Annotated in this window: 21 protein-coding genes; 12 read left to right on the forward strand and 9 right to left on the reverse strand. The window is 71.2% G+C overall.

The genetic code is table 11. The annotated features are described in order from the left end of the window. Positions 1-24: 24 nt before the first annotated feature. Positions 25-837 carry a DUF6042 family protein gene (locus AB0398_RS22365; protein ID WP_366377360.1) on the reverse strand — a complete coding sequence of 271 codons (813 nt, stop codon included), beginning with the start codon at positions 835-837 and terminating at the stop codon, positions 25-27. 301 nt (positions 838-1138) lie between these two features. On the opposite strand from AB0398_RS22365, the gene AB0398_RS22370 reads away from it, so the two are divergent. Further along, positions 1139-1417 carry a GlsB/YeaQ/YmgE family stress response membrane protein gene (locus AB0398_RS22370; RefSeq protein WP_366377361.1) on the forward strand — a complete coding sequence of 93 codons (279 nt, stop codon included), beginning with the start codon at positions 1139-1141 and terminating at the stop codon, positions 1415-1417. A 548-nt stretch (positions 1418-1965) separates the two neighbouring features. Here the strand turns inward: AB0398_RS22370 and AB0398_RS22375 are convergent. Beyond that, positions 1966-2667 (reverse strand): MerR family transcriptional regulator, encoded by a 702-nt coding sequence (locus tag AB0398_RS22375; RefSeq protein WP_366377362.1) that lies wholly within the window; start codon positions 2665-2667, stop codon positions 1966-1968. A gap of 87 nt (positions 2668-2754) precedes the next feature. Here AB0398_RS22375 and AB0398_RS22380 point away from each other — a divergent pair, with 87 nt between their 5' ends. Next, positions 2755-3228 carry a DUF6194 family protein gene (locus AB0398_RS22380; RefSeq protein ID WP_366377363.1) on the forward strand — a complete coding sequence of 158 codons (474 nt, stop codon included), beginning with the start codon at positions 2755-2757 and terminating at the stop codon, positions 3226-3228. Between the two features lie 52 nt (positions 3229-3280). On the opposite strand, the gene AB0398_RS22385 is transcribed toward AB0398_RS22380, so the two are convergent. Both AB0398_RS22385 and AB0398_RS22390 read right to left on the reverse strand, forming a co-directional pair. Next, complete coding sequence (locus AB0398_RS22385; protein ID WP_366377364.1) at positions 3281-4174, reverse strand: PaaX family transcriptional regulator C-terminal domain-containing protein; 894 nt, start codon at positions 4172-4174, stop codon at positions 3281-3283. Beyond that, a complete protein-coding gene (locus AB0398_RS22390) occupies positions 4171-4827 on the reverse strand; it encodes a GNAT family N-acetyltransferase (RefSeq protein ID WP_366377365.1) in 657 nt (218 codons plus the stop codon). Before AB0398_RS22390 ends, AB0398_RS22385 begins: the two co-directional genes overlap by 4 nt. A gap of 156 nt (positions 4828-4983) precedes the next feature. Here AB0398_RS22390 and AB0398_RS22395 point away from each other — a divergent pair, with 156 nt between their 5' ends. Further along, the gene (locus AB0398_RS22395) at positions 4984-6036 is read left to right on the forward strand and encodes a CocE/NonD family hydrolase (RefSeq protein WP_366377366.1); all 1053 of its coding nucleotides are present in this window, start codon (positions 4984-4986) and stop codon (positions 6034-6036) included. A gap of 55 nt (positions 6037-6091) precedes the next feature. Here AB0398_RS22395 and AB0398_RS22400 read toward each other — a convergent pair whose 3' ends face one another. Beyond that, positions 6092-6565, reverse strand: a complete 474-nt coding sequence (locus tag AB0398_RS22400; protein ID WP_366377367.1) for an ATP-binding protein — start codon at positions 6563-6565, stop codon at positions 6092-6094. 387 nt (positions 6566-6952) lie between these two features. On the opposite strand from AB0398_RS22400, the gene AB0398_RS22405 reads away from it, so the two are divergent. After that, a complete protein-coding gene (locus tag AB0398_RS22405) occupies positions 6953-7618 on the forward strand; it encodes an MSMEG_1061 family FMN-dependent PPOX-type flavoprotein (protein WP_366377368.1) in 666 nt (221 codons plus the stop codon). 64 nt (positions 7619-7682) lie between these two features. On the opposite strand, the gene AB0398_RS22410 is transcribed toward AB0398_RS22405, so the two are convergent. Then, on the reverse strand, positions 7683-8564 hold the full coding sequence (locus AB0398_RS22410) for a winged helix-turn-helix transcriptional regulator (RefSeq protein WP_366377369.1): 882 nt from the start codon (positions 8562-8564) through the stop codon (positions 7683-7685). A 138-nt stretch (positions 8565-8702) separates the two neighbouring features. Here AB0398_RS22410 and AB0398_RS22415 point away from each other — a divergent pair, with 138 nt between their 5' ends. The 4 genes from AB0398_RS22415 (at position 8703) to AB0398_RS22430 (ending at position 13295) form a co-directional block, all read left to right on the forward strand. Next, on the forward strand, positions 8703-9959 hold the full coding sequence (locus tag AB0398_RS22415; RefSeq protein WP_366377370.1) for an MFS transporter: 1257 nt from the start codon (positions 8703-8705) through the stop codon (positions 9957-9959). A 276-nt stretch (positions 9960-10235) separates the two neighbouring features. Continuing rightward, positions 10236-10919: an HNH endonuclease gene (locus AB0398_RS22420; RefSeq protein ID WP_366377371.1), complete on the forward strand. Its 684-nt coding sequence runs from the start codon at positions 10236-10238 to the stop codon at positions 10917-10919. A 226-nt stretch (positions 10920-11145) separates the two neighbouring features. Continuing rightward, positions 11146-11682, forward strand: a complete 537-nt coding sequence (locus AB0398_RS22425) for a hypothetical protein (RefSeq protein WP_366377372.1) — start codon at positions 11146-11148, stop codon at positions 11680-11682. Between the two features lie 95 nt (positions 11683-11777). Continuing rightward, positions 11778-13295 (forward strand): hypothetical protein, encoded by a 1518-nt coding sequence (locus tag AB0398_RS22430; protein ID WP_366377373.1) that lies wholly within the window; start codon positions 11778-11780, stop codon positions 13293-13295. Between the two features lie 94 nt (positions 13296-13389). Here the strand turns inward: AB0398_RS22430 and AB0398_RS22435 are convergent, their stop codons facing one another. The 3 genes from AB0398_RS22435 to AB0398_RS22445 all read right to left on the reverse strand — a co-directional run bounded on the left by AB0398_RS22435 (position 13390) and on the right by AB0398_RS22445 (position 16749). After that, complete coding sequence (locus AB0398_RS22435; RefSeq protein ID WP_366377374.1) at positions 13390-13806, reverse strand: hypothetical protein; 417 nt, start codon at positions 13804-13806, stop codon at positions 13390-13392. 83 nt (positions 13807-13889) lie between these two features. Beyond that, positions 13890-14921, reverse strand: coding sequence for a winged helix-turn-helix domain-containing protein (locus AB0398_RS22440; protein WP_366377375.1), 1032 nt, complete (start codon positions 14919-14921; stop codon positions 13890-13892). 295 nt (positions 14922-15216) lie between these two features. Continuing rightward, a complete protein-coding gene (locus AB0398_RS22445) occupies positions 15217-16749 on the reverse strand; it encodes an MFS transporter (RefSeq protein WP_366377376.1) in 1533 nt (510 codons plus the stop codon). Positions 16750-16852: 103 nt separating this feature from the next. Here AB0398_RS22445 and AB0398_RS22450 point away from each other — a divergent pair, with 103 nt between their 5' ends. From AB0398_RS22450 to AB0398_RS22465, 4 genes are all read left to right on the forward strand, one after another. Continuing rightward, positions 16853-17719 carry a helix-turn-helix transcriptional regulator gene (locus tag AB0398_RS22450; protein WP_366377377.1) on the forward strand — a complete coding sequence of 289 codons (867 nt, stop codon included), beginning with the start codon at positions 16853-16855 and terminating at the stop codon, positions 17717-17719. Between the two features lie 377 nt (positions 17720-18096). After that, positions 18097-21498, forward strand: coding sequence for a carboxylic acid reductase (gene car, locus AB0398_RS22455; RefSeq protein WP_366377378.1), 3402 nt, complete (start codon positions 18097-18099; stop codon positions 21496-21498). A 107-nt stretch (positions 21499-21605) separates the two neighbouring features. After that, complete coding sequence (locus tag AB0398_RS22460; protein WP_366377379.1) at positions 21606-22322, forward strand: 4'-phosphopantetheinyl transferase superfamily protein; 717 nt, start codon at positions 21606-21608, stop codon at positions 22320-22322. A gap of 292 nt (positions 22323-22614) precedes the next feature. Further along, positions 22615-23787 carry a 3-deoxy-7-phosphoheptulonate synthase gene (locus tag AB0398_RS22465; protein WP_366377380.1) on the forward strand — a complete coding sequence of 391 codons (1173 nt, stop codon included), beginning with the start codon at positions 22615-22617 and terminating at the stop codon, positions 23785-23787. Positions 23788-23790 lie beyond the last annotated feature (3 nt).

The following is a 23790-nucleotide window of genomic DNA, read 5'->3' on the forward strand; positions in this document are numbered from 1 at the left end:
CCACCGCGTCCCGCGCGCCCCCGCTCACGCGTCGTCGGTCTTGACGACCACGTGCACCCGGTTCTCGTTGAAGCGGTCCCAGTCCATGACCAGACGGAAGCGCCGATGCGCCTCCAGCCCTTCCGCGTCGGCGGGCTCTTGGCCGCGCCACACCCGGGCGTCGTCGGACTTCACGAGCGCCACGAGGGCGAGGCGTACGTCGTCGGCGTCCTGGCCGGTGGCGACGGCCAGGCGGTCGAGGGAGGTGAGGACCTCCCGCGGTTCGCCCAGATCGTCGGCCAAGTGCATGACGAGCCCGTCGACGAGTGGATCGGTGCGCGTCGTCCAGCGGATCCCGGCGAGCCGCTCGGCGAGTTCGGCGTCCAGGGGCAGCAGGTCGTCGGGCAACGGCAGCGGGTCGGGCATGGACCACCGGGTGCCTTCCGGCGTCTCCTCCCGGTGCGCCAGACCCCAGGTCAGATAGAGCTCGGACAGCTCCCGCACGGTCGTGGGGACCGGGAGGCCGGCCTCCGTCAGCACCGCGTCGAACCTCTTCCAGTGGTTCGCCTCGAACGCTTCGCGACCCTCCGGCGCGTCCTCGTCGTGCCACTCGTCATCGGGCCACGAGAACGTGAGCGCGGCGTCGAGATCGCCGCCGAGCATGTCCCAGTGACCGTCGAAGGCCTCCTCCAGGAGCTCGTCGAGGGAGCCGGTGAAATCGGGCTGGCTCGCGGTGCTGATCAGCATCGTCAGCGGAAAGGCCTGACAGGGAAGGACGTGGGTCCAACCCGAATCCCACCAGCCGTTGTGCATCGCGAAGTCCCGGCGCGGTCCGGGCACAGACGGATTCTCGGTCATCCACGGCTCTTCCTCGGAGGGCGGTCGAAGGCTTGCAGCGTACGCACCGCGGTGCTGCGAGGAGTCGGTTTCGTTCACTTCCGGTGGTTACGGTTCAAATGGCGCGTTCCTCGTTCCCGCGAGGCGCTGCCGGTGGCCGTGGCGCCACGGGAGCGCGTGTCGACGTACGACCGGCCGGCGGCACCGCGCCGCTCCCCAGGAAGAAGACGGCTGGAATTTTTCGGTGGGGAACGTTTACTCAAGCCCGATTGGTCCAGACGAACACCTGACAACTTCCTTATATGACGAACTGGAGAGCATGATGGGCATCATCGCGTGGATCCTCATCGGTCTGATCGCCGGCGCCATCGCCAAGGCCCTGATGCCGGGCAAGGACCCCGGCGGCATCATCATCACCATGCTCATCGGCATCGCGGGCGGCCTGCTCGGCGGCTGGCTCGGCAAGGTCATCTTCGGCGTCGACTCCGTCGACGGGTTCTTCGAGATCTCCACCTGGGTCGCCGCGATCGTCGGCTCCGTCATCCTGCTCGCCCTCTACCGTCTCGTCACCGGCAACCGCCACTCGCACCGCCACGCGTAACACGCGAGAACCGCACGTCGAAGTCACTCCCGAACGGCTCTCCCCTGTTCACAGGGCGAGAGCCGTCGGCGTTTCCCGGCCGACCGCGCGCCCTCGCCCGACAGGCTCCGTGGAACGCGCCGGCAGCCGTCAAACCACCCTCCTGGTGGAACAAGCAGCAGGTCAGGGCATCGGCCCGTGGAGAACGACCCGTACGGCCCACGGGACGCCTTCACCCGGACATGCGATCTTCGTCCTTCTGGCTCATGGTGAATCGAAACCTTCTGCTTCACGCCACCTCCCGTGGCACCCCTGTCAGGAGGCGTCATGGTGGCTTTGGCTCTGCTCGTCCCCCTGCTGCTCATAGGCATGATGTTCGTGCTGGACGCTTTCGAAGGATTCCTGTTCCCACCTCCGGCCCCTCTTCCCGATGCGCCGCCGGAGCCTCTCGGAAACCCGTCTGACCAAGAGGAGTGAGGTTTCGTCCGGCCCGTCCACGGACGGGCCGGACGGCCGTCGCGCTTCGGGGCGCGCCGCCGGTCCGCGCGGGGCGTCACGGTCGTCCCGGGTCAGTCCGCCCGCTCACGCAGGGAGAGTACGGCTCCGAGTGCCGAGGCGGCGTCGAGAAGGGCTCTGGAGCGCGTGGTGATGCTGGTGTCCCTGGCGGCCAGCGCCGAGGCGACGTCCTCCGATCGGCGGGTGCGCCGCAGCTGCGGCATGAGGATCCGGAGGGTCGTGACGCGGTACCCGGCCCTGCGCAACTGATGGACGATCCGTGCGTCGCGTACCTGAGCCGGTGTGTAGCGTCGCGTTCCGCGCGCGGGATCGCGGTCGGGGGTGACGAGAGCCTCCGCGTCCCAGTGCCGCAGCGTCGACGGACGCACGCCGAGGGCGGCGGCGAGTTCGGAGATGCTCATCGAGTCCGAGGCGCGCACGTCGTCGATCGGCTCGCCGGAGATCGCGCGGGCGGCTTCCTCGGCCCGCCTCAGCCCCTCGCGCTCCGCGTCGAGGCGGGCGTGCGCCGCGTCGAGAAGGGCCAGGGCCTGTGGAACGGGGCTCCGGTGAAAGGCGCGGACGATGTCCTTGGCCCCGACCGGTCCCACTCCCGCGGCAAGGGCCCGGTAGGCCAGCGCGGACTGCAGATGCACCTCGTCGTAGGTCCGGTAGCCCGTGGCCGTACGCGCGACGGGTGGAAGCACGCCGTCACGTTCGAGGTTGCGCACTTGCTGGACCGAGCACCCGACACGACGCGCGACATCAGCGGTGCGCATGCCTCCCGATTTGAGACTTGCCATTCCGAAAACCCCGTACCTGCGCCTCAAAGTCTCCACAAGCACTTTAATGGAACGCTGAAGCACATGACGAGTGAAGAGATTATCGACTTCGTGACGGGCCTCGACGGAGTCCTGGCGCTCAGGCCCGTGCCCGGCGACGGCACACCGGCGATCGGTTGGGGCGACGCGTTCTTCTCCTACGCGCCCGACGGCGTCGTCCCGACGGCGGGCCAGCCCTTCGCGACCGTCGTGACCAAGAACTACCCCGGCGACGAGGCGTCCCGTCTGGACCGGCCGGACACCTTCCGCGTGAACATCGCCGCCGGGAAGGAGGCGTTCGTCCGGTGGGCCGGTCACTCGCCGCGCGAGCCGGCCTCCACCGAGGTCGACCCCAGCACCTCCGACGTGGTGATCGCGCACCCCGTCTACGGCGGCGCCGGCTGGCTGGCGGTGGTGAACCCGGGTGAACGCACCGGAGCGTCGACGCGTGAGCTGCTGCGAACGGCCTACGGCCTCGCACGCGCACGCCATGAGCGGCGCGCCGAATCGGCGACATGAGCAGGATCCACGGCCTGCGGCAGGAGGGGGCACGGGCCCGCTCCCCCGCCGGTCATCCGGCGTCCTGCGGGCCGAGCGCGTCGGCGTAGAGCGCGAACAGGCGAAGGCCGGGGCCGGAGCCCGTGCGCGAGGCTTCGTCCAGGTGTTTCCAGCAGTCGGCCGCCAGCCGGCGGGCATGACGTCCGGGCCAGGGCTGCGGCAGGAGTTCGGGCGGCAGGAGAGGGTCGGGGTCCATCGCCTCGGTGAAGCGGGCGGCGAGTTCCACGGCCGTGGTGAGCCGTTCGACATCGGTGAGTCCCGGCTCTGCCCCGAGCAGGGTCAGACAGGTTTCGGCGAAGGCGGCGAGGCGCTCGTGCCGCCGGGCGATCTCGGCGAGCGGCCACAGTGCGGCGGCCAGTTCCCGTGGACCGGTGAGATCGCCGACGCGCAGATCGGTGGTGGTCAGCCGGGTGAGGGTGTCCTCGATGCCGAGGTGTCGGGCCTGGGCGTCGACGAGTTCGCCGACGGGGTTGGCGGTGACGTACAGGCCGTTCTGGACGGGCGCGGCGCCGAGGTGCAGGAGGTGCTCGCGCAGGGAGTCGCGGGCGACACGCCGGGCTTCCGGAACGGCGAAGGCGTACAGGTGCCAGGTGCCGTCCCAGGGGGCGAGTCCGGCGTCCTGCCGGTAGGCGTGGCGGACGTAGGAGGCGTCGGGTGCCAGTGATCCGGTGGCGTCGGCCACGGCGCGCAGGGTGGCCTTGCGGCCCCGGCCCCGTCGGGTGAAGCGCCCTTCGGCGACCAGGCGTGTGACGCACAGCCTGACCTGCTGGTCGCTCATGCCGAGCAGGCCCGCGACGGCGTACAGCTCGTCGGCGTCGACCGTTCCGTCTTCACGGACCAGGCTCTGCACGACCAGCCGCGTGGGGATCTCCGGCCGTTCGGTACGCGCGGGCGGGGTGGTGTTCATCGGGCCTTTCCCTGGCTGGTCACGTCCGCCGGGGTGACCGGGCGGTGCATGGTGGTCACGGCGCCGAAGCCCATCAGGCGGCGCAGGTACGGGGTGTGCTCGGTGTGCCGGGCGGTGAAGCCGTGCCGTTCGTACAGTGCCCTGGCACGGGGGTTGGTGTCGATGACGTCCAGCCGGATCCGGCGGCAGCCGTTCTCGGCGGCGAGGGACGCGATCTCCCCGAGCAGGAGGGTACCGATGCCTTCGCCGCGGTGCGCCGCGTCGACGGCGATGCCGTCCATGACGAGTTCGCCCGCGGCGGGAGTGCGCTCGAACAGGGCGAGGACCACCAGACGGGGCAGCCCTCGGAACGGGCCGTAGGCCGAGAGGACGTCCTTCACGCCGCCGCCGGTCAGCGCGCGGTCGCCGAGGCGGTAGCCGGCCACTCCGACCACCCGGCCGTCGACGAGGGCGACGACGCCCCGGTCCCGGTGGAGGTGGGCGGCGATGAACGCGCGCCCCGTTTCCGGCGGGTCCAGTGCCGGCGCCAGCTTGCGGCCGAAGGCCTCCCAGTACAACGCCGCCACCCGTCCTTCAACGCCCTCGGGTATCCCCCTGCGCACCGTCGGCCGCCCGCCTTCAGGGGTACGGGCTTCGCCCGCTGCCATGTCCACCCGACTCCTCCGCCTTCCCACCGGCCCACCTTGATCTATCAACCATAATACGTTCATTATCGACACGATCGTTGGTGAAGTGATAGCTCTTGGGAGGTCGAAGTGTTCCGAACGCGAGGACGGCCGATACCGGGCAGGTGGAGAACGGCCTTACGGGTGCTGGTCGCGGTAGTGGTGGTGAGCGCCGGGCTCGGCGGCACGGTGGCGTGGCAGAACACCTACGCGCTGCGCGAGGAGAAGGTGGTCCTGCACCACCGGGGGCAACCGCTCGAAGGGGTACTGGCCCTGCCTCCGCACGGGCGGGGACCGTTCGGGCTGGTGGTCTTCGTCCACGGCGACGGCCCGGTCGACGCGACGCACGAGACGTTCTACCGACCGCTGTGGGAGGCCTTCGCCCGGTCCGGTTACGCCTCGCTGTCGTTCAGCAAGCCCGGAGTCGGGGGATCAGGAGGCGACTGGCTGGACCAGAGCATGGACGACCGGGCGCGGGAAACCCTGGCCGCCGTGGCGTGGGCGCGCGGACGTCCGGACATCGACGGCCGCCGCATCGGCCTGTGGGGGGCGAGCCAGGCGGGCTGGGTCCTGCCCAAGGTCGCCGCGCGGGACCGGGGGCTGCAATTCGTCATCGCCGTCTCCCCGGCCGTCAACTGGTTGCGGCAGGGTCGCCACAACCTCCTCGCCGAACTGGACCGCGACGGTGCGACCCCCCGGGAGAAGGAGACGGCGCTGCGCCGGCGGGAGACCGTTCTGGACCTGCTGGACAGAAGGGCGTCCTTCGCCGAGTACCGCGCCGCCACCGGTGACACGGACGGCATGACCAGCGCGCGGTGGGTCTTCATCGCCCGGAACCACCGCGCGGACGCGACCGCCGACCTGCGTACCGTGCCCGGCACGCCACTGCTCCTGGTACTGGCCGGGCACGACGTCAACGTGGACGTCACCGACACCGAGACCGTCTACCGCGAACTCCTGCCGCCGGCGTCCCTGGCGGTCGCGCACTACCCGGGTGCCACGCACTCCCTGGTGGACGAAGACCTGGAACGCTCGGACTGGCGGCTGACGCTGACCGCGCTGTTCGCTCCCCGACGGTTGTACACCGACGGGTTCCTCGCCGACCAGGCACGGTTCGTGGACCGGCTTCCTCCTCACCGAGGAGGCATCACGGCCGCTCCCGAAACGACGAAGTATCCGGAAAATCGGAGACCTTGAGGATCGACCGGAAAAAATTGCGGAAACGGCCCGCGGCACGGGAAACGGCTTTCCTCTATACCGGGCTGAGGCTGTCGGACAGGGCGATACGGGCCGTAACGCACTTACCCTCTTCCCCCCGCTCGACGAAAAGGTCCTCGGCGATGGCCCTGATGATCTCCACGCCGTGGTGGCCGATCCGGTCCGGGTCGGCGGCCTGAACCGTGGGAACGGCCGGGTCGCTGTCCCACACCACGATGTCGACACTGCCGTCCGTGACGCGCACCTCCACCAGCACCATTCCGGGAGCGTACTTGTAGGCGTTGGTGACCAGCTCACTGACCACGAGGCCGGTCAGGTCCTTCGCGCGATCGGAGACCGGCACACGGTGCTCGGTGCGCGCCTCTTCGAGAAAGACGGCGGCACGGTGCCGGGCGTCCGCGATGCAGCTGCTGTCCCTGTCCAGCCCGTAACCGGCGCACATGAGCAGTCCGCCGGATTCGGGCCGGACACCGTCCTCGCCATTGACATGCGTTTCCACCGAATTCACCCTCTCTCCTGTCAGCACAGCACGATTACCCAGTCAACCGGTTCTGACACAGAAGGGCTTGATCAACTCCGCCACCCCCGGACAGAGGGTCCCGGAATCGAACGGTCACCGTAATCGACCGGCAGTGGAGCCGCATGAGCGGAAAAGCGGAGATTCACCCGGCAGGTAATGGCCATATCCTCGCCGACCGTAGTGACGCGGACGAGCACGACGCGTTCGCCGGTGGACTCGACCAGCGAGACCAGGCGATCGTGGTCGATCGGATCAGGAGCGTACCGACGCTCGACGACGATCCTCACATCATCCATGCGGCCCGACGCCACCGGTCGGCGCGGGCGGGGTCACGACCCGGCCATGATCCGCCGGACACGCCTTGGGGTCGTCCGCATGACGATCGACACCGGGACCCCTGGCTCGCTCTTCGAATCCCTCCGGGCGGACGCCCTCACCGGCACGGACCGGCTGCGCGAGCTCTACCCGCGGCCGAACCCGCACGCGCTCCGCAAGGAGATCGACCGCCTGACCGAGGAGACCCGGGCGCTGATCGGCTGTTCCTCGCTGGTGTTCATCGGCAGTGCGGACGCCGAGGGCCGGGCGGACGTGACGCCGCGCGGCGGTCCGGCCGGGTTCGTCTCGGTGCTGGACGAGAGGACCTTGGCGATCCCCGACGCGACCGGCAACAAGCGGCTCGACACCCTGCACAACGTGCTGCAGACCGGACGCGTCGGACTGCTCTTCCTCGTCCCCGGCCGCCCGACCACGCTGCGCGTCAACGGCCGCGCCTGCGTCTCGGCCCGCCCGGAGCTGCTCGACCGGCTCACTCCCGTGGGCAAGCCGCCGGTCACGGCGATCGTGGTGGATGTCGAGCAGGTCTATCCGCACTGCCCGAAGTCGCTGATGCGCGCGGGCGCCTGGCGACCGGAGCAGTGGGTGCCCGCCGACGCCCAGCCGAGCAGCGCCCAAGTGACCCTGGCCCAGCTGGACCTGCCGGGCCTGACCGTCGACCGGATCGAGGAGAGCGAGCGGGAGTCGCTGCGTCTGCGTTACGAGTGAACCGGGCCGAGCCCCGCCCCTCCTCGGCGACCGGGCTCTCCACCGCCCGAGGGCGGCTGCGCCCTCAGCCCTCCCCCGCCGGCCGCCGCACCTCCGCCAGCGCCTCGTCCACCGCCGCCGGGATGTCCGTGACCGGGAAGCGCGCGTGCCGTACCACGCGGTCGCGGTCCACCACCAGCACGGCCCGCTTCAGCCGCAGCAGCTGCCCGGCGCGGAAGGTGGGCAGTCGCAGGGCGGCGGCGAGGTACAGGTCGACGTCCGAGAGGAGGGTGAAGGGCAGGCCCTCCTCGACCGCGAACATCCGCTGTTCGTCCGGGCGTTGGGTGCTGACGCCGCGCACCTCCGCGCCCGCCGCGCGGAAGTCCTCGTACGCGTCCCGGAAGAGCCGGTTCTCCAGCGTGCAGCCGACGGTCCCGGGGATGCCCGACCAGCCGTCCGGCAGGGGACTGGGGGCCCCGGTCGCCGGATAGCAGAACAGGACGGTGGCCACGCCGTCGGCCACCGGGTCCACCAGCGCGCCGTCCCGGTGCCCCGGCAGCTCCAGGCGCGGCAGCCGCTCGCCCACCAGGCCCGCGACGCGCCGCGCCTCCGCGCTCGCCTCGTCGGCGGTGCCGCTGAGCGAGCCGTCGCCGAAGACCCAGCGGTCCGCCCAGTCCTGCATCGACAGCAGCACCGGCAGCAGCCCCCGGCCGCTCTCCGTCAGCCGGTACTCGTGCCGCACCGGCCTGTCCTGGTACGGGACCTTCTCCAGGACCCCCGCGTCCACCAGGTGCGCCAGACGCTCGGTGAGCACCTTCCGGGAGATGCCCAGCTCCTCCTGGAGCGCGTCGAACCGGTGGTGCCCCCGCGCGGTCTCCCGGATCAGGAGCAGGCTCCACCAGTCGCCGACCACCGCCGCCGCCTGCGCGATCGCGCACGCCGCGTCCCGCTCGGGAACCGACCTCATCACAGCGTCTCCACTCCTCCGCGCACGGCGGCCGCTCGTCGGAACCATCTTGCGCCATGAGGTCGGTTCCCGATAGAAACTCACCCGGGGCGAGTGAGTTCCCAAAAGAGACTGACGAGACTCAGGGGTGGGCGCCGCATGAGCGGGACACGAGCGATTCCGAAACACGACCGATACGACGACGAGCGGGAGACCTCGCCGACGGGCGCCTTCTGGCGCTTCTGGGCCGCCGCCACCGTCAGCGGCGCGGGCACCGCCGTCACCGCCCTCGCCCTGCCGCTCGTCGCCCTCACCGTCCTCGACGCCACCGCCCTCGAGGTCGCCCTGCTCGCCGCGGCCGGACAGGTCTCCTGGCTGCTGCTCAGCCTCCCGGCGGGCGTCGTCGCGCAGCGCGTACCGCTGCGCCGGCTCCAGGTCGCGCTCGACCTCGTACGGTTCGCGGCGCTCGGGTCGCTGCCGCTCGCCTGGTGGCTCGGCACCCTCACGTATCCGCACCTGCTGTTCGCGGCGCTCGTCACCGGCGCGGCGACGGTGCTGTTCGACATCGGCAACTCGACCTTCCTGCCCGCCGTCGTCCCGGCCCGGCAGCTGGCCGCCCGCAACAGCGTCATGTCCGGCACGCACGCCGTCACCCACACCGGCGGCCCCTCCCTCGGCGGCGTCCTGATCGGCGTGACCGGCCCGGTCGGCGCGCTCGTCGTGGACGCCGCCAGCTATCTGACCTCCGCCGTGCTCCTGCGCACCCTCCCCGAGAGCCGCCCCGCCCCCCGCACCGGCGAGAGCGCGCTCCGGCTGATGCGCGAGGGCCTGCGGTACGTCACCGGACACCCGGTCATGCGGCCCTGCATGATCTGGGCGACCGCCGCCAACTTCCTCAACGCGGCCCTCGTCGCCCTGACCCCGCTCTACCTCGTCCGCGAGGCCGGTCTCGACTCCGTACAGCTCGGTCTGGTCCTCGCCATGGACGGGGTCGGCGCGCTCGCCGGCGCCGCCGTCGCGGTCCGGGTGACCACCCGCCTCGGCACCGCGCGGGGCGTCATCGCCGCCGACCTGGCCGGCGGCGCACTGCTCCTGCTCGCCCCGCTGACCACGTCGGCGGGGGACGCATACTGGTTCGCCCTGGGGAACGCCGGCTTCGCCTTCGGCACCGTCATCGGCTCGATCACCACCCGCACCTACCGGCAGACCCAGTCGCCCCCGGAGCTGCTGTCCCGCGTGATGGCCACGGTCCGCTTCGTCTCCTGGGGCGCGCTGCCGCTCGGCGCGCTCACCGCCGGTCTCCTCGCCACCTGGGCCGGTGCCCACACCGCCCTCTGGACCGTCTGCGCCGCCGCGCTGCTGCCCCCGCTCTACCTCTTCTCCACCGGGGTGGGCCGCCACCGCGACCTCGCCTGACGCCCGGCTCGACGGGGCGAGCGGTCGAGATCGGCCGCTCCGCGCTCTCCACCGAGCCCTGACGCCCGATCCCACGGGGCGAGCGGCCCCGGAGTCCCGAACGGCGACGGCCCGGTACGCGTCTTCCGGCGCGAAGCCCGCCGCGGAGTCGCCCTCACGGGTGAATCCGGCAGCTCCGCGTCGGAACGTTCCTCCTCAGAACCACAGCCGTCCGCGCTGCCGGCACGCACGTCGACTCCGACATGTCCGCGACGCGAGTTCGCTATGCCTACGGGCGTGATCATGAACCTGCTGCGCGGCACTGCCGCGTTCTGCCTCGCTCTGACCTCGTTCACCCCCCTCTCCCCCACCGCCTCGGCCACGACGGGGGCCGCGTCCGTTCCGGCGGCTCTGCTCCTGGAGGACGCGGTCGGCCGGCTCCTCGTCGCCGACGAGGACCGCACCGGCTACGCCTCCGGATCCTTCGAGCACTGGAACACCGGCCTCGACGCGGCCGACGGCTGCGACACCCGCGCCGAGGTCCTCCTCGACGAAGCCGTCGAGGAACCCGCAGTCGCGGCCGGCTGCGAGCTGACCGGCGGGAAGTGGCGGTCCTTCTACGACAACGCCGAGGTCACCGACCACGGCAAGCTCGACATCGCCCACACGGTCCCCCTCGCCGAAGCCTGGGACTCCGGAGCACGAGGATGGACGGCCGCTCGTCGTGAGGCCTATGCGAACGACCAGGGTGCCGCGACCAGCCTGGTCGCCGTCACCGCGCGTTCCCACCGGGCGAAGGCCGACCGGGATCCGGCCGAGTGGATGCCGTCGCCGCCCGAGACGCACTGCCGCTACATCGGCGAATGGACGGCGACGAAGCTGCGCTGGGGCCTGGCGGCGGACCATACGGAGGTCGACGCGCTGAAGGTGTACGCCGAGGCGTGCGAGACCACCGTCGTCCACTACGCCCCCGCCGCGTAGTCCTCGATCGGACCCGATAGATCGGTTCACCGGGCCCGACGTTGCCGCCCGGCAGGGTGTAACGGTGCGCGGGCACCTGCCAGGCCGGCATCACCACCGCCACCCGCAGCAGTGCCGACGGCGCCAAGAGCGCCCGAGAGCAAGGCTTCGCCGGTGACCACGCGCTTCGGTCACGACTCGGGGAAGCGGGTGGGCCTGTCGTGTGCCCGCGGTACACGCTGTGCCCATGACGAGACGATCACAGGTTCGGACGGGCGCACCGCTCGGTTGTCTTCTCAACGGATGCCTGACCGTTCTGGGCCTGCTGGTCGTAGTCGTCGTGGGTGTGTCGGTCTGGCTGGGGACGCAGCCGACGCGTGACGACGCCCGGGCGCGCGAGGAGCTGCGGAAGAACGTCGAGGTGCTCCGCGACCGGCTGGGCGCGGCGGCGGCCGACGGCAGCCTTCCCGATACGGAGATCGCCCGGATCCTCCCCCCTTCGAAACCCGCCAAGGGCCTCTTCGGCGTGACCCGGCAGGGCGGGGCCGTCACCGTGGTCGCGGAGGTGCTCGGTCAGGGGCCGCCGCGAGCCTACGTCTTCGTGTACGAGAAGACGGTGACGGGCTGTTACGCCTTCGAGGTGCCGCCCCCGGCACCCGGGGCCCCACGGCCCTCCGTCCGGGAACTGCCGCGGGAGGAGTGCGCGGCGGACCCGGGCACGTTCCCCGGCCCCGGCCGCCCGGATCAGCAGTCACCCAACGCGAAGGCGGAAACGGCTCGGTAGGCGCGGGCGTCGAGAGCGCGTCCGCTGTCGCCGTCGGCCCGGTGGCGTCGAAAAACCGCGAGCCGTTCGGTCCCGGCCCCGGCAGTATGCCCTTCGTGAATCATGTCCTGTGCGGGCTGGCCGCCAATACCGCACTACCGCCCGAGCTGGTCGACCGGCTGATCGCGGTCGCGGACGACGACATCGCCGAGAGACTCGCCTGCCGTACGGATCTCAGTCGTGCGCAGGCGGTCGCGCTGGCGCTGCGCGTCGAGGAGAGCGCCGTGCAGCTGGCGTACGCGGGCCGCCTGACCGCCGCCGACATCGACCCTTCCGTACAGCCGGACGCCGCCCTGGCCCTGCTCGACGAGGGTGCCGGAGACCCCGCGTGGGCGTTCCTGCTGGCGGCCGATCCCCTCGTCGAGCGCCGGGAGAAGCTCGCTTCCTGTCCCGGGCTCCCGGCCGGCGTGGTGGAAGCGCTCGGCGCCGACACGGACGTGCGGGTCGTGGCCGAGCTCGCGTCGCGGGCCGCGCCGTCGGTCGCCGCCGGGCTCGCCGGGCATCCGCACGCCCAGGTCCGCCGCGCCGTGGCGTTCAACGAGGCGACGCCACCGGCCGTACTGGCGGCGCTGCTCACCGGCGAGGGGCTGCCTCCCGCGCGGTGGTGCCCGGTCTGCGAGCGCGAGGAGACGCCGTTCGTACACGAACCGCAGTGCCCGCGGCCCGACTGCTATCTTCCGCCCGGCGCCTCGTGCGACGGCTCCCACGAGTCCACCGTGCACGACATACAGCGGACGGTCCTGGAGAACCCGGCCGCCCCCGCCGACTCCGTCGCCCGTTTCGCCGCCCATCCTTCGGCGCTGCTGCGCTGGGCGCTCGCCGCTCGCCCCGATCTCCCTCCGGAGGCCTACCGGCGGCTCGCCGTGGACCCCGTCCCGGGTGTCCGTGCCGACCTCGCCGGGAATCCCGCGATCGGCGCCGACCTGATGAACGCGCTGGCCGGTGATCCCAGCCATGGCGTACGGCGCGGACTCGCCCACAATCCGCGCGTCCCGCTCGATGTGCTCGTCCGCCTGGCGGCCACCGTCAAGCTCGGTGGCGCTCTGCTGCCGCGCATCGCCGTCGCCGGTCCGGCCGAAGTGGCGGAGCTGGCCCGGTCGCAGGATCCGGCCGTGCGGATGCTGGTGGCCCTGCGCCGCGATCTGCCGCCCGGGATCCGTGACGCGCTCGCCGTCGACCCGGACGCGAAGGTGGTGAAGGCCGTCGCTCCGCACCCGGGTCTTTCCGAAGCGCGACTGCGCGCCATGGTCGACCGGCACGGAGCCCGTGTCGTCGCCGGGGTAGCGGCCAACCCGGATGCGACCCCGGTGCTGCTGGAAGACCTGACCCGGGGCGAACCCCCCGTACGGAGGGCGCTCCGTGAGGTCGCGCGGCACCGCAACGCGACGGGGGCGGCGCTGCGCGACTGCTTGGCGGACGCGCGGGCACGGCCCCTGGCCGCCGGCCACCCGGCCCTCTTCCCGCACGTCGTCACCGAGCTGCTCACCGACGCCGACTGGCAGGTGGTGGAGGCCGCGGCCGCCAACCCGTCGCTACCGCTCGCCGTGATGTCGGATCTGGTGCGTCGTCCGTGATCGTCCCGCTTCACCCGGTAGGACGGGACCGGGGCGTGTCCGGCGGAACGCCCGCCTTCTCAACGGTGCGGATCCGTACAGGCGGTGTCCCCGATCAGCAGTTGCGGATCGAGTAGACGGGCGCCCAGTTCACGGCGTACACGCCGTTGTCGGCGGGGAAGGTCCGGATCACGTTGCCGCCCGAGCCGTAGACGGTCGCGACGGCGCCACCGCTCTGGCTATTCTTGGCCTCGCCCCAGTCGCCCCAGTCGGACAGCCGGTACCGGGTGCAGTTGTAGAAGTAGAAGACGCGGAACCGGTTCACCGTCGGGTCCCAGACGGAGGCGCAGAAGTTCCCCGGGCTGCAGCTGACACCGGCGCCGGGCGGCAGCAGCTCCGTGCGCGCGGGGGCCGGGGAGGACGTCGGGGCGACGGCGGCCGGGGCCGCCTGGACGGGGCCGGCGGTGAGGACGGAGGCCAGTGCCAGGGTGACGGCGCCGAGGACTCCGGGCAGAGAGCGCTTGGTGGGCATGATTCGTGATCTCCCTGAGGGTGCTCCGGGTGCGGGCGGGTCGGGTCAGCGGATCCGCTGCTCCCGCGCGTCCATGGTCCCGGTCAGTTCCCGGCCGGCGCCACGGGTTTCGAGCACGGTCGAATGCCGCTGGTCGTCCCGTGTTCCAGGAGGTCCGCGCCGAGGCGGGTCACGCTGTGCAGGACGGCGCCGCCGATCCGCCGGCTGGTGAGGAGACCGGCCTCCCGCAGGACGGCCACATGGTGGCTGACGGTCGCCGGGCTGAGGCCCACCCTGCTCGCCAGCTCGCTCGTGGTCCGGCCCTCGGCCACCTCCTCGAGGACAGCCGCCCGCGCCTTGCCGAGCAGCGCCGCGAGCGCCCGGTGCGTGGTGGCGGAGGAGGGCGACGGGGGCGAGAGCCAGCGCGGGTCGTGCGTGACCGGGTGGACGAGCACCGGTGGCAGGGTCCCGTCCTTCAGCACGATCGGCCCCGGCCAGCAGAAGAACGACGGGATGATGCGCAGCCCCCTCCCCCGCAGGTACAGGTCGCCCTCCAGGTGCGGCCCCGCGACGTGCAGCACCGGCGCCGCCCAGCGCACGCTCGGATGCAGCCCCTCGACCAGGCCGGCGAACCCGGACCGCAGGAACGCCTTGGCGGCCACCGACCTCGCCTCGTCGAACCGGGAACGGACGTGGGGCCAGTACGGGGCCACGAACCGCTCGTGGTGTCCGCGCACCAGCCCGGCCAGCCCGCGCAGCGCCTGTGTGTCGCCCTCGGCGAGGGGGCGGGCCCAGCCGGGCAGCGGCCGGGTCCGGGCGAGTTCCGCCAGGTCGGCCCGCAGCTGTCGACGGGGTGTCGTCAGGAGCGCCTCCACACCCGCCTCGAACCCGGCGGACGCCGCCGACGGGGTCAGGAAGTCGGCCGAGTAGCCGTACGGCGGGGCCAGTCGCCGCAGACGGAGCAGCTCCGGGGTGACGAGACCGCCCGCCGTCCTCCTCCAGCGGCCGTAGACCAGGGGCGCGTCCCGGTTCTGCAGCAGATGCAGGCTGAGCAGCCCCTCCCACAAGGGGTCGGGTTCTTCCGCCAGGACCACGTGCGCCAGGTCCTCGTACGTGAAATGGATCCGCAGCCCCACCGGTCGCCGCTCTCCCGTTCCGCGCTGTGTGCGATGCCCGTGCGTGCACTGCGGTGCGCAGGTCATGCACTGGTGTGAACGGTGGCGCGATTGCCCTGAGCGGGCAAGCCGGACACGCGGGCTGCACGACACCGGCACTTCCCGTGGGCACGGCCGTGCCCCGGTCCGCAGGGGGGAGGCTGCGGGCCGGGGCATGGCTGTTCATGGAGGGTGCCTGGCGTTCCTGTCGACCTCGTCGATCAGGGGGAGGGCGGGAGGACGGAGGAGGCCGGGGCCTCCGGCGCCCGTACCGGCGTTACCGGGGCGTGCTCTCCGCGTGCTCCCACTTCTCCTCGGAGGAGGAGGCACCGTCCTGGGCCTGCTCCTCGTGCGTCGTCCTGGGCAGCCAGCGGAGGGCCAGGATCCCGAGCGCGGCGTGCAGGATGCTGGCCACCGCCACGGCCGCGTGCAGACCGGTGACGAAGGCCGACTTCGCGTCCGCGACCACGGCGGGGGCGAGACCGGGCAGTTGCAGGGTCTCGTCGAGCGTGGGCGCGAGGTCGGGTCCCTGGAGCCGGAAGAGCAGCGCGGCGAGGGAGCCGATGAGCGCGATGCCGAGGGCGTTGCCGATCTCGTTGCTGGTCTCGGCGATCGCACCGGCCGAACCGGCCCGCTCGGCCGGGACGGCACCGACCGCGGTGTCGGCGACGACGCTGAAGGAGATGCCGTAGCCGAGGCCCGCGATGGACGTGGAGGCGATGTACCAGCCGACCCCGCCGGTGATCGTGGTGGGGAGCAGGAACAGCAGTCCCGCCGCGATGGAGAAGTGGCAGACGATGAGGATCGTCCGCTTGCCGATGCGGTCGACGACCATGGGCGTGACGACGCAGGTCACGATGAGGACCACTGCGCCGGGCAGGGCCAGGAGCGCCGCCTTCAGGACGGGGAGGTCCAGGACGGACTGGAGGTAGACGCCCGACAGGTAGGCGGCAGCGGACCAGGCCGCCAGTGGCAGCAGGCCCGTGATGATCGCGACGGTGAAGACCCGGTCGCGGAAGAGCGAGAAGTCCATCAGCGGGTGTTCCAGGTGCCGCTGCCGGCGCACGAACAGGGCGAGGAGCACCAGGCCGCCCACCCCCACGAGGACGGAGAGCGGCGAGAACCCTTCGGCGGCGGCGTGCTTGAGGCCGTACACGAAGCCCAGGAGGCCGGCGGCGGAGGCGACGACGCTGAAGACGTCCACGCGACCGGTACGGGTCGTGCTGACTTCGCGCAGCAGGATGGGCGCGAAAACGAGGAACAGGGCGATGACGGGCAGGTTGATCAGGAAGACGGAACCCCACCAGAAGCGTTCGAGCAGGAAGCCGCCCGCCACCGGGCCGATGGCGAACCCCGCAGCGAAGGCCGCGGCGAAGATGCCGATGGCCTGCGCCCGGCGCCGCGGGTCGGTGAACAGCTCGCTCAGCACGGCCAGCGCCGACGGCAGGAGGGTCGCGCCGGCCACGCCCATCAGCGCGCGGGACGCGATGAGGAGTTCGGGGCTGGGAGCGAAGGCGGACGCCGCGGACGCGATACCGAAGACGGTCGCTCCGATCATCAGCAGCTTCAGACGGCCGTACCGGTCGCCGATGTTGCCGAACGCGATCAGCAGCGAGCCGACCGCGAAGCCGTAGATGTCCAGGGTCCACAGGGCCTGGTCGGCCGTGGGGGTGAGGTCCTGGCTGACCCGGGGCATCGCCAGGTACAGGATCGACCCGTCCATGGAGACCAGCAGGACCGGGCCGAGTACGACGAGGAGTCCCAGCCACGCGCGCAGGCCCGGGGAGTTGTGTGTGTGCTGTTCCGACATGTCTCGACCGTCGTCCATCGCCCGGCGGACAGCCAGCCCTCTGCTGGGGGTATACCTGACAGGTATACCCATCGACGGGGACGATCGGCTTACGCTTGCGGTCGTGGAGAGCCTCGGAACGTTCTTGAAGAGCCGCCGCGACCGGGTCACCCCGGACGAGATCGGACTGCGCACCCACGGGAACGGGCGCCGTGTCCCCGGGTTGCGGCGGGAAGAACTCGCCCAGCTCGCCGGGGTGAGCGCCGGCTACTACACACGGTTGGAGCAGGGGCAGGCGGAGACGGCCTCGGAGCAGGTGCTCGACGCGCTCGCACGGGCGTTGCAGCTCGACGCGACCGAGACCATGCACCTGCACAACCTCGCCAGGCACTCGCCGACGCCCCGGCTCACCGAGCCTCCGGTGGAGGAGCCCCACAAGCGCGTCCTCGCGCTCCTGGAGTCCCTCGGCGAGGCGACGCCGGCGATCGTCCTGGGCCGCCGCGGGGACGTGCTCGCGTGGAACCGCAGCGGGCACGCCCTGCTCGCCGAGCACATCGCCTTCGAGACCACGGACGACCCGGAGCGCCGTCTGTCGATCCCCCGGATGTTCTTCCTCGATCCGGTGACGCGCGACCTGTACACCAACTGGCACACGCTCGCGCGGGCCCACGTGGCGTACCTCCGGCTGACCGCCGGCCGCTACCCCACCGACGCGCGCCTGGCGGGGCTGATCGGCGAACTCACCATGCGCAGCGACGACTTCTCGGCCCTGTGGGCGAATCGGGACGTCGCGGACTGTACGACGGGCACCATGCGCATGCAGCACACGACCGTGGGCGCGGTGAGCGTCGACTACCAGGTCTGGCTGCAGCCCGACAGCCCCGACCACCGGCTTGAGGTCTACACCCCGAACGACCCGGGCTCCGCCGACGCCCTCCAGGTTCTGACCCATCAGAGCCGCCGCCCCGCCGATTCCCTGCTCGACGACTGAGCGACGCCCTCGCTTTTCCTCTCGCCGACACCGTACGAGCCCTCGCGCGTACGGTGTCGGCGTATTCCCGCGCGCCCGTTCTGCATTCGCCCTGCGGGCACCCGAAAACTGGACAGCCGCTTTCGCCGGGCAACCTGACATATACGTTCTTCATATTTATCCACGAGGGGCCTGAGTAGGTAGCGTTGTAGTGCAAGCAAGAGTGGCACGCCCTGGGTTTTCCCTGCCCACGGGCCAGTGCAGCGTGTCCGAATTCGACGATCCTTTCCCTGTCCGAAGCGGCGCGGCGGCGCCGGGAGAACACCGGCCGCCCCTCCCCTTCACTGTCAGACCCACTGTCAGCCGAGACCAGGTCCGTACACGACGCGGAGATCAGAATGCGACTTGCGCAAGTGATGGAAAGCGTAATGGTGCGCCATGCCGATCGGCCGGCCATCGGAGAACGTGCCAAGGAATTCGTGCGGGACCCGGATACGGGCCGTGTTTCGTACCGGTTGCTGCCGCGTTACGAGAAGACCGGCTTCGGTGAATTATGGGCGCGGGTCCGCGCGGTGGCGAGCGAATGGCACGGTGGCGCGGGCCACCGGCTGGAGCCGGGAGACCGGGTCTCCGTGCTCGGTTTCGCGAGCGGCGACTACACCGTCGTCGATCTGGCCTGCACGTACCTCGGGGTCGTGAGCGTTCCGCTCCAGACGAGTTCGCCCACGTCCCAGCAGAGGGCCATCGTCGACGAGACGGCGTCCCGCGTGGTCGCCGCGAGCGTGGAGCGCCTGGACAGGGCGGTGGAGCTGGCCCTCGACAGCCCGTCGGTCGAGGGCGTCCTGGTCTTCGACTTCCACCCGGAGGTCAGCGACCACGTCGACGCGCTGGACGGGGCGCGCGACCGCCTCGCGGGCGCCGGGCGTTCCGTGCGCGTCGACACCCTTCCCGAGGTGCTCCGCCGGGGGGCCGGCCTTCCTGAGGCGCCGCTGTTCGTTCCGGCCGACGGGGACGACCCGCTGGCGATGCTCATCTACACCTCCGGGAGCACGGGAACGCCCAAGGGCGCGATGTACACCGACCGCCTGACCAGTGCGATGTGGGGCGGCGCGTGGTCGAAGCTCTTCTCCGAGGACGAGACGGTCACCTTCAGCTACATGCCGATGAGCCATGTCGCCGGCCACTCCTCGCTGAAGAACACCCTGGCGCGGGGCGGCATCACGTACTTCACGGCCAGGAGCGATCTGTCGACCTTCTTCGAGGACATCGCGCTGGCGCGCCCGACGGAGCTGTCGCTGATCCCGCGCATATGCGAGCTGATCTTCCAGAAGTACCAGAGCGAACTCGACCGGCGGACCACGGCGGCCACCTCGGACCGCGCCGCCCTGGAGGCCCTGGTCAAGGAGGAGATACGGGTGGACCTGCTCGGCGGCGACGTCGCCTGGGCCGGCTGCGCGTCCGCTCCCCTGTCGGCCGAGCTGACGGCCTTCATGGAGTCCCTCCTCGGTCTCGACCTGCACATCATCTACGGCTCCACCGAGGCCGCGGCCGTCTCGGTCGACGGGGAGATGCTGAGCCCGCCGGTCATCGACCACAAAATCATCGACGTCCCCGAACTCGGCTACTACCGCACCGATTCCCCGTATCCCCGCGGAGAACTGCTGCTCAAGACCGACGCCCTCATACCCGGCTATTACAACCATCCCGAGCTGACGGCCGAATTCCTCGACGAGGACGGCTTCTACCGGACGGGTGACATCGTCGCGGAGACCGGGCCGGGGCGGCACACCATAATAGACCGCCGTAAAAGCGTGCTGAAACTGTCGCAGGGCGAATTCGTGGCGACCGCGCGCCTGGAGGCCATCTTCGCCTACAGCCCGCTGGTCCGTCAGGTGTTCGTGTACGGAAACAGCGAGCGGTCCTATCTGCTGGCCGTCGTCGTTCCTTCCGCGGACGCGCTCGCCCGCTTCGAGGGCCGGACGGAAGAGCTGCGACAGGAACTCAGCGAATCCTTCGTCCGCGTCGCGAAGGAGGAGGGACTCAATTCCTACGAGATACCGCGTGAATTCCTGATCGAGACCGAGCCGTTCAGCCAGGACAACGGCCTGCTGTCGGACCACCGGAAGCTGCTGCGCCCCCGTCTGCTCGAACGCTACCGGGCGCGGCTGGAGGAGCTGTACGCGGACATCTCCGCGCGGGAGGACAGGGAACTCCTCGACGTGCGCCGAGGCGCCGCGGACCGCCCGGTGCTGGAGACGCTCCAGCGTGCGGCCCGGGCGCTGCTCACCGGTTCGGGGGTCGAGGTGGACCCCTCGGCGCACTTCAGGGACCTGGGCGGCGACTCGCTCACGGCGGTCGCGTTCTCCGACCTGCTCGACGACGTCTTCGGCGTCCGCGTCCCGGTGGACATGATCATCAGCTCGGCCACCGATCTCCAGCAGATGGCCGACCACATCGAGACCAAGCGCAAGAACGGACTGAACCGGCCCGACTTCGCGTCGGTGCACGGACGGGAGAGCACCGAGGTGCGGGCCTCCGACCTCACCCTGGAGAAGTTCATCGACGCGGAGACGCTCGCCGAGGCCAAGCGGCTGCCCCTTCCCGTGTCGCCCCGGACCGTGCTGCTGACGGGGGCGAGCGGGTACCTCGGACGGTTCCTGGCCATGGAGTGGCTGGAGCGGCTGGCGCAGTCCGACGGCCGGCTGGTCTGCCTCGTGCGCGGGCGGGACGTGGCGGCCGCGCGGAGCCGTCTGGAGGAGTCGTTCGCCGGAGGTGACGGGCGGCTGGCGCGGCGGTTCGAGGCCCTGGCCGCCGACCACCTGGAGGTCGTGGCGGGCGACATGGCGGAACCCCGGCTGGGGCTGGGCGACCACACCTGGCAGAGGCTGTCCGAGGAGGTGGACGTGATCGTCCACGCCGGCGCCCTCGTCAACCACGTGCTGCCCTACAACCACCTGTTCGAGGCCAACGTCCTTGGCAGCGCCGAGTTGATCCGGCTGGCGCTCACCGAGCGGATGAAGCCGTTCGCGTACCTGTCCAGCGTGGCCGTCGCCGCCTCCCGGACGCCCGCTCTCGGAGAGGACCCCGACATCCGTCAGGCGCTCCCCGTGCAGCCGGTCGACGCCGGGTACGCCGGCGGCTACGCGACGAGCAAGTGGGCGGGAGAGGTGCTGCTGCGCGAGGCGCACGACCTGTGCGGCCTCCCGGTCACCGTGTTCCGGTCGAACATGATCCTCGCCCACAGCGACTACGGCGGGCAGCTCAACGTCCCCGACATGTTCTCCCGGCTCCTCTTCAGCGTGCTCGCGACCGGCCTCGCGCCCGCGTCCTTCTACCGCGCCGAGGACGAGGGGAGGCGGCCGAGGGCGCACTACGACGGTCTGCCCGTGGACTTCACCGCCGCGGCCGTCGTGTCGCTGGGCGGGCAACTCGCCGACGGGTACCGGACGTTCAGCCTGGTGAACCCGCACGACGACGGGATCTCGCTCGACACCTTCGTCGACTGGCTGGGCGACGCGGGCCACCGCATCGAGCGGATCGACGACTACGCGGACTGGCTCGACCGGTTCGAGACGGCCATGCGGGCGCTCCCCGAGGAACAGCGGCAGTACTCGTCCCTGCCGCTCCTCCACGGATTAAAGGACCCGGAGACCGCCGTACGCGGATCCGGAATTCCCTCCGAACGATTCCGGGCGGCCGTCCGGGCCGCGCGGATCGGAGCCGACGAGGACGTCCCGCACATCTCCCCCTCGCTCATCGAGAAGTACGCCAGGGACCTGACGTCGCTCATGTCCGCCTGAAATAGACCGAGCAGACGGGTCCGACGTCCGGCGCGTCCATCGATTCGGCGGGAACGATCGCATTCCTGCCCGGCCGTGCGCCCTCTCTTCAATGGACCGAGGTTGCGTTGATCGAAACTCTCCTGCCCTCTCCGATTCTCTTCGCGGAACGGTTCGGGAACGTCCCGGGTGATGTTCTCTTTCCTTCCGAGCGACAAGTGGTCGCCGCGGCGGGCGTCGCACGGCGCCAGGAATTCACCACCGTACGGGCCTGTGCGCGCACGGCGCTCGCACGGCTCGGTGTTCCGCCGGCGCCGATCCTGCCCGACGCCGCGGGCGCTCCCCGGTGGCCGGCCGGTGTCGTCGGTTCCATGACCCACTGCGCGGGCTACCGGGCCGCGGCCGTGGCCCGTGCGCACGACGTCGTGACGGTCGGCATCGACGCCGAACCCGACGCGCCGATCCCCACCGGGGGCGTCCGCGCGCGCGTCACCGCGGCCGAGGAGCGCGCCCACATCGCGGAGCTGGGGGCGCGCCGGCCCGGCGTCAGCTGGGACCGGTTGGTCTTCAGCGCGAAGGAGAGCGTCTACAAGGCCTGGTATCCGCTGACCGGCAGGCGGCTGGACTTCGATCAGGTACTGGTCACCGTCTCTCCCGACGACGGCGTGTTCTCCGCCCGTCTGCTCGTACCGGGCCCGAAAGTCGGGGCGCGAAGAATTCGGGTTTTCACGGGCGAATGGAAACAGTCCCGGGGGCTTCTGCTCACGGCCGTCTCCCTTACGGCCGCCTCCCTTGCGGCGACAACTCATTCCACCTTTTCCGGCCCCGATCCCGAGTGCACTTGACTTATTCTTTGCGCCGTCGTTGCACGATCCATTCCGTCGGCCGAGAGTTGAGTGCACCGGATCGATGCACGTACTGAAACGAAGCACTCAGGTGTTCGGCCGCCGAGAAGAACATTCCGGCGGTGCACGGCGCTCTCCGAAATCGTTCACGGCCCGCCGAAACCTTCCGTGAACCGCCGGACACCGCGTTGCCCGGACCGATCCGGTCGGCACGCTCCCGTCCGCACCCCCCGCAAGTCGACCACGTCCGCCCCCGCCCGGATCCCCTCCGGCGTGTTCGCTGAGGAAAACGATGATCGACATTCAGTCCTATCTCCGGTCCATGCCCGCGCTGCAGCAGCCCGACTGGCAGGAGCACTCCTCCCTGGACGAGGTCCGTACGGACCTCGGACGGATGCCGGCGCTCGTGGACGCCGAGGCCGTGCGCCGTCTGCGCGCGCTGCTCATGGAGGCCGCCGCCGGGCATCTGCAGGTGATCCAGACCGGCGACTGCGCCGAGGACCCCGCCGAGGCCACCCCCGAGGACGTCACGCGCAAGGCCGCGCTGCTCGACGTGCTGGCCGGGACGATGAAGCTGGCCTCGGGCAGGCCCATCATCAGGGTGGGGAGGATAGCCGGGCAGTACGGCAAGCCCCGCTCCTCCCCGACCGAAACGGTCAACGGCGCCCGACTGCCGGTGTACCGGGGGCACATGGTCAACCGCCCGGAGCCGGACGCGGCGCTGCGCCGCCCGGACCCCCGGCACCTGCTGAGCGGCTACCGGGCCGCGAGCGACACCATGCACTACCTCGGCTGGCGCGGCACCGCCAGCCGCTCCGACCTCGAAGTGCCGGTGTGGACCAGCCACGAGGCGCTGTTACTGGACTACGAACTGCCGCTGCTGCGGCGCGAACCGGACGGCTCGCTGCTGCTGACGTCCACACACTGGCCGTGGGTGGGCGAGCGGACCCGGCAGCTGGACGGCGCCCACATCGGGCTGCTGGCCGCGGTCTCCAACCCGGTCGCCGTCAAGGTGGGCCCGACCATGACGCCCGACCAGCTGCTCGCCCTGTGCGAGCGCCTGGACGCCCAGCGGCGGCCCGGCCGGCTGACGCTGATCTCCCGCATGGGGGCCGACAACGCCGCCGAGCGGTTGCCCGCGCTGGTCGAGGCGGTCGCCAAGGCCGGTCACCCGGTGCTGTGGCTGTCGGACCCGATGCACGGGAACACGGTCTCCAGCCCCGAGGGGCTCAAGACCCGCCTGGTGCACACGGTCGTCCGCGAGGTCAAGAACTTCCAGGACGCGGTGGGCCGGAACGGCGGCGTCGCGGCCGGCCTGCACCTGGAGACGACCCCGGACACCGTCACCGAGTGCGTGGCGGACGAGTCCGGCCTCGCCCGCCTGGGCGACAAGTACCTCAGCTTCTGCGACCCCCGCCTCAACCCCCAGCAGGCCGTCGAGGTCGTCTCGGCCTGGCAGGGCTGAACC

Source organism: Streptomyces sp. NPDC086147 (genome assembly GCF_040702165.1).
GTDB lineage: Bacteria > Actinomycetota > Actinomycetes > Streptomycetales > Streptomycetaceae > Streptomyces.

What these genes read in the sequence shown, in the direction of transcription:
- AB0398_RS22365 (WP_366377360.1), bottom strand. Translation starts at nt 837, where the DNA reads ATGACCGAGAATCCGTCTGTGCCCGGACCGCGCCGGGACTTCGCGATG.
- AB0398_RS22410 (WP_366377369.1), bottom strand. Translation starts at nt 8,564, where the DNA reads ATGAGGTCGGTTCCCGAGCGGGACGCGGCGTGCGCGATCGCGCAGGCG.
- AB0398_RS22370 (WP_366377361.1), top strand. Translation starts at nt 1,139, where the DNA reads ATGGGCATCATCGCGTGGATCCTCATCGGTCTGATCGCCGGCGCCATC.
- AB0398_RS22465 (WP_366377380.1), top strand. Translation starts at nt 22,615, where the DNA reads ATGATCGACATTCAGTCCTATCTCCGGTCCATGCCCGCGCTGCAGCAG.
- AB0398_RS22425 (WP_366377372.1), top strand. Translation starts at nt 11,146, where the DNA reads ATGACGAGACGATCACAGGTTCGGACGGGCGCACCGCTCGGTTGTCTT.
- AB0398_RS22445 (WP_366377376.1), bottom strand. Translation starts at nt 16,749, where the DNA reads ATGTCGGAACAGCACACACACAACTCCCCGGGCCTGCGCGCGTGGCTG.
- car (WP_366377378.1), top strand. Translation starts at nt 18,097, where the DNA reads ATGCGACTTGCGCAAGTGATGGAAAGCGTAATGGTGCGCCATGCCGAT.
- AB0398_RS22375 (WP_366377362.1), bottom strand. Translation starts at nt 2,667, where the DNA reads ATGCGCACCGCTGATGTCGCGCGTCGTGTCGGGTGCTCGGTCCAGCAA.
- AB0398_RS22380 (WP_366377363.1), top strand. Translation starts at nt 2,755, where the DNA reads ATGACGAGTGAAGAGATTATCGACTTCGTGACGGGCCTCGACGGAGTC.
- AB0398_RS22415 (WP_366377370.1), top strand. Translation starts at nt 8,703, where the DNA reads ATGAGCGGGACACGAGCGATTCCGAAACACGACCGATACGACGACGAG.
- AB0398_RS22385 (WP_366377364.1), bottom strand. Translation starts at nt 4,174, where the DNA reads ATGAACACCACCCCGCCCGCGCGTACCGAACGGCCGGAGATCCCCACG.
- AB0398_RS22405 (WP_366377368.1), top strand. Translation starts at nt 6,953, where the DNA reads ATGACGATCGACACCGGGACCCCTGGCTCGCTCTTCGAATCCCTCCGG.
- AB0398_RS22435 (WP_366377374.1), bottom strand. Translation starts at nt 13,806, where the DNA reads ATGCCCACCAAGCGCTCTCTGCCCGGAGTCCTCGGCGCCGTCACCCTG.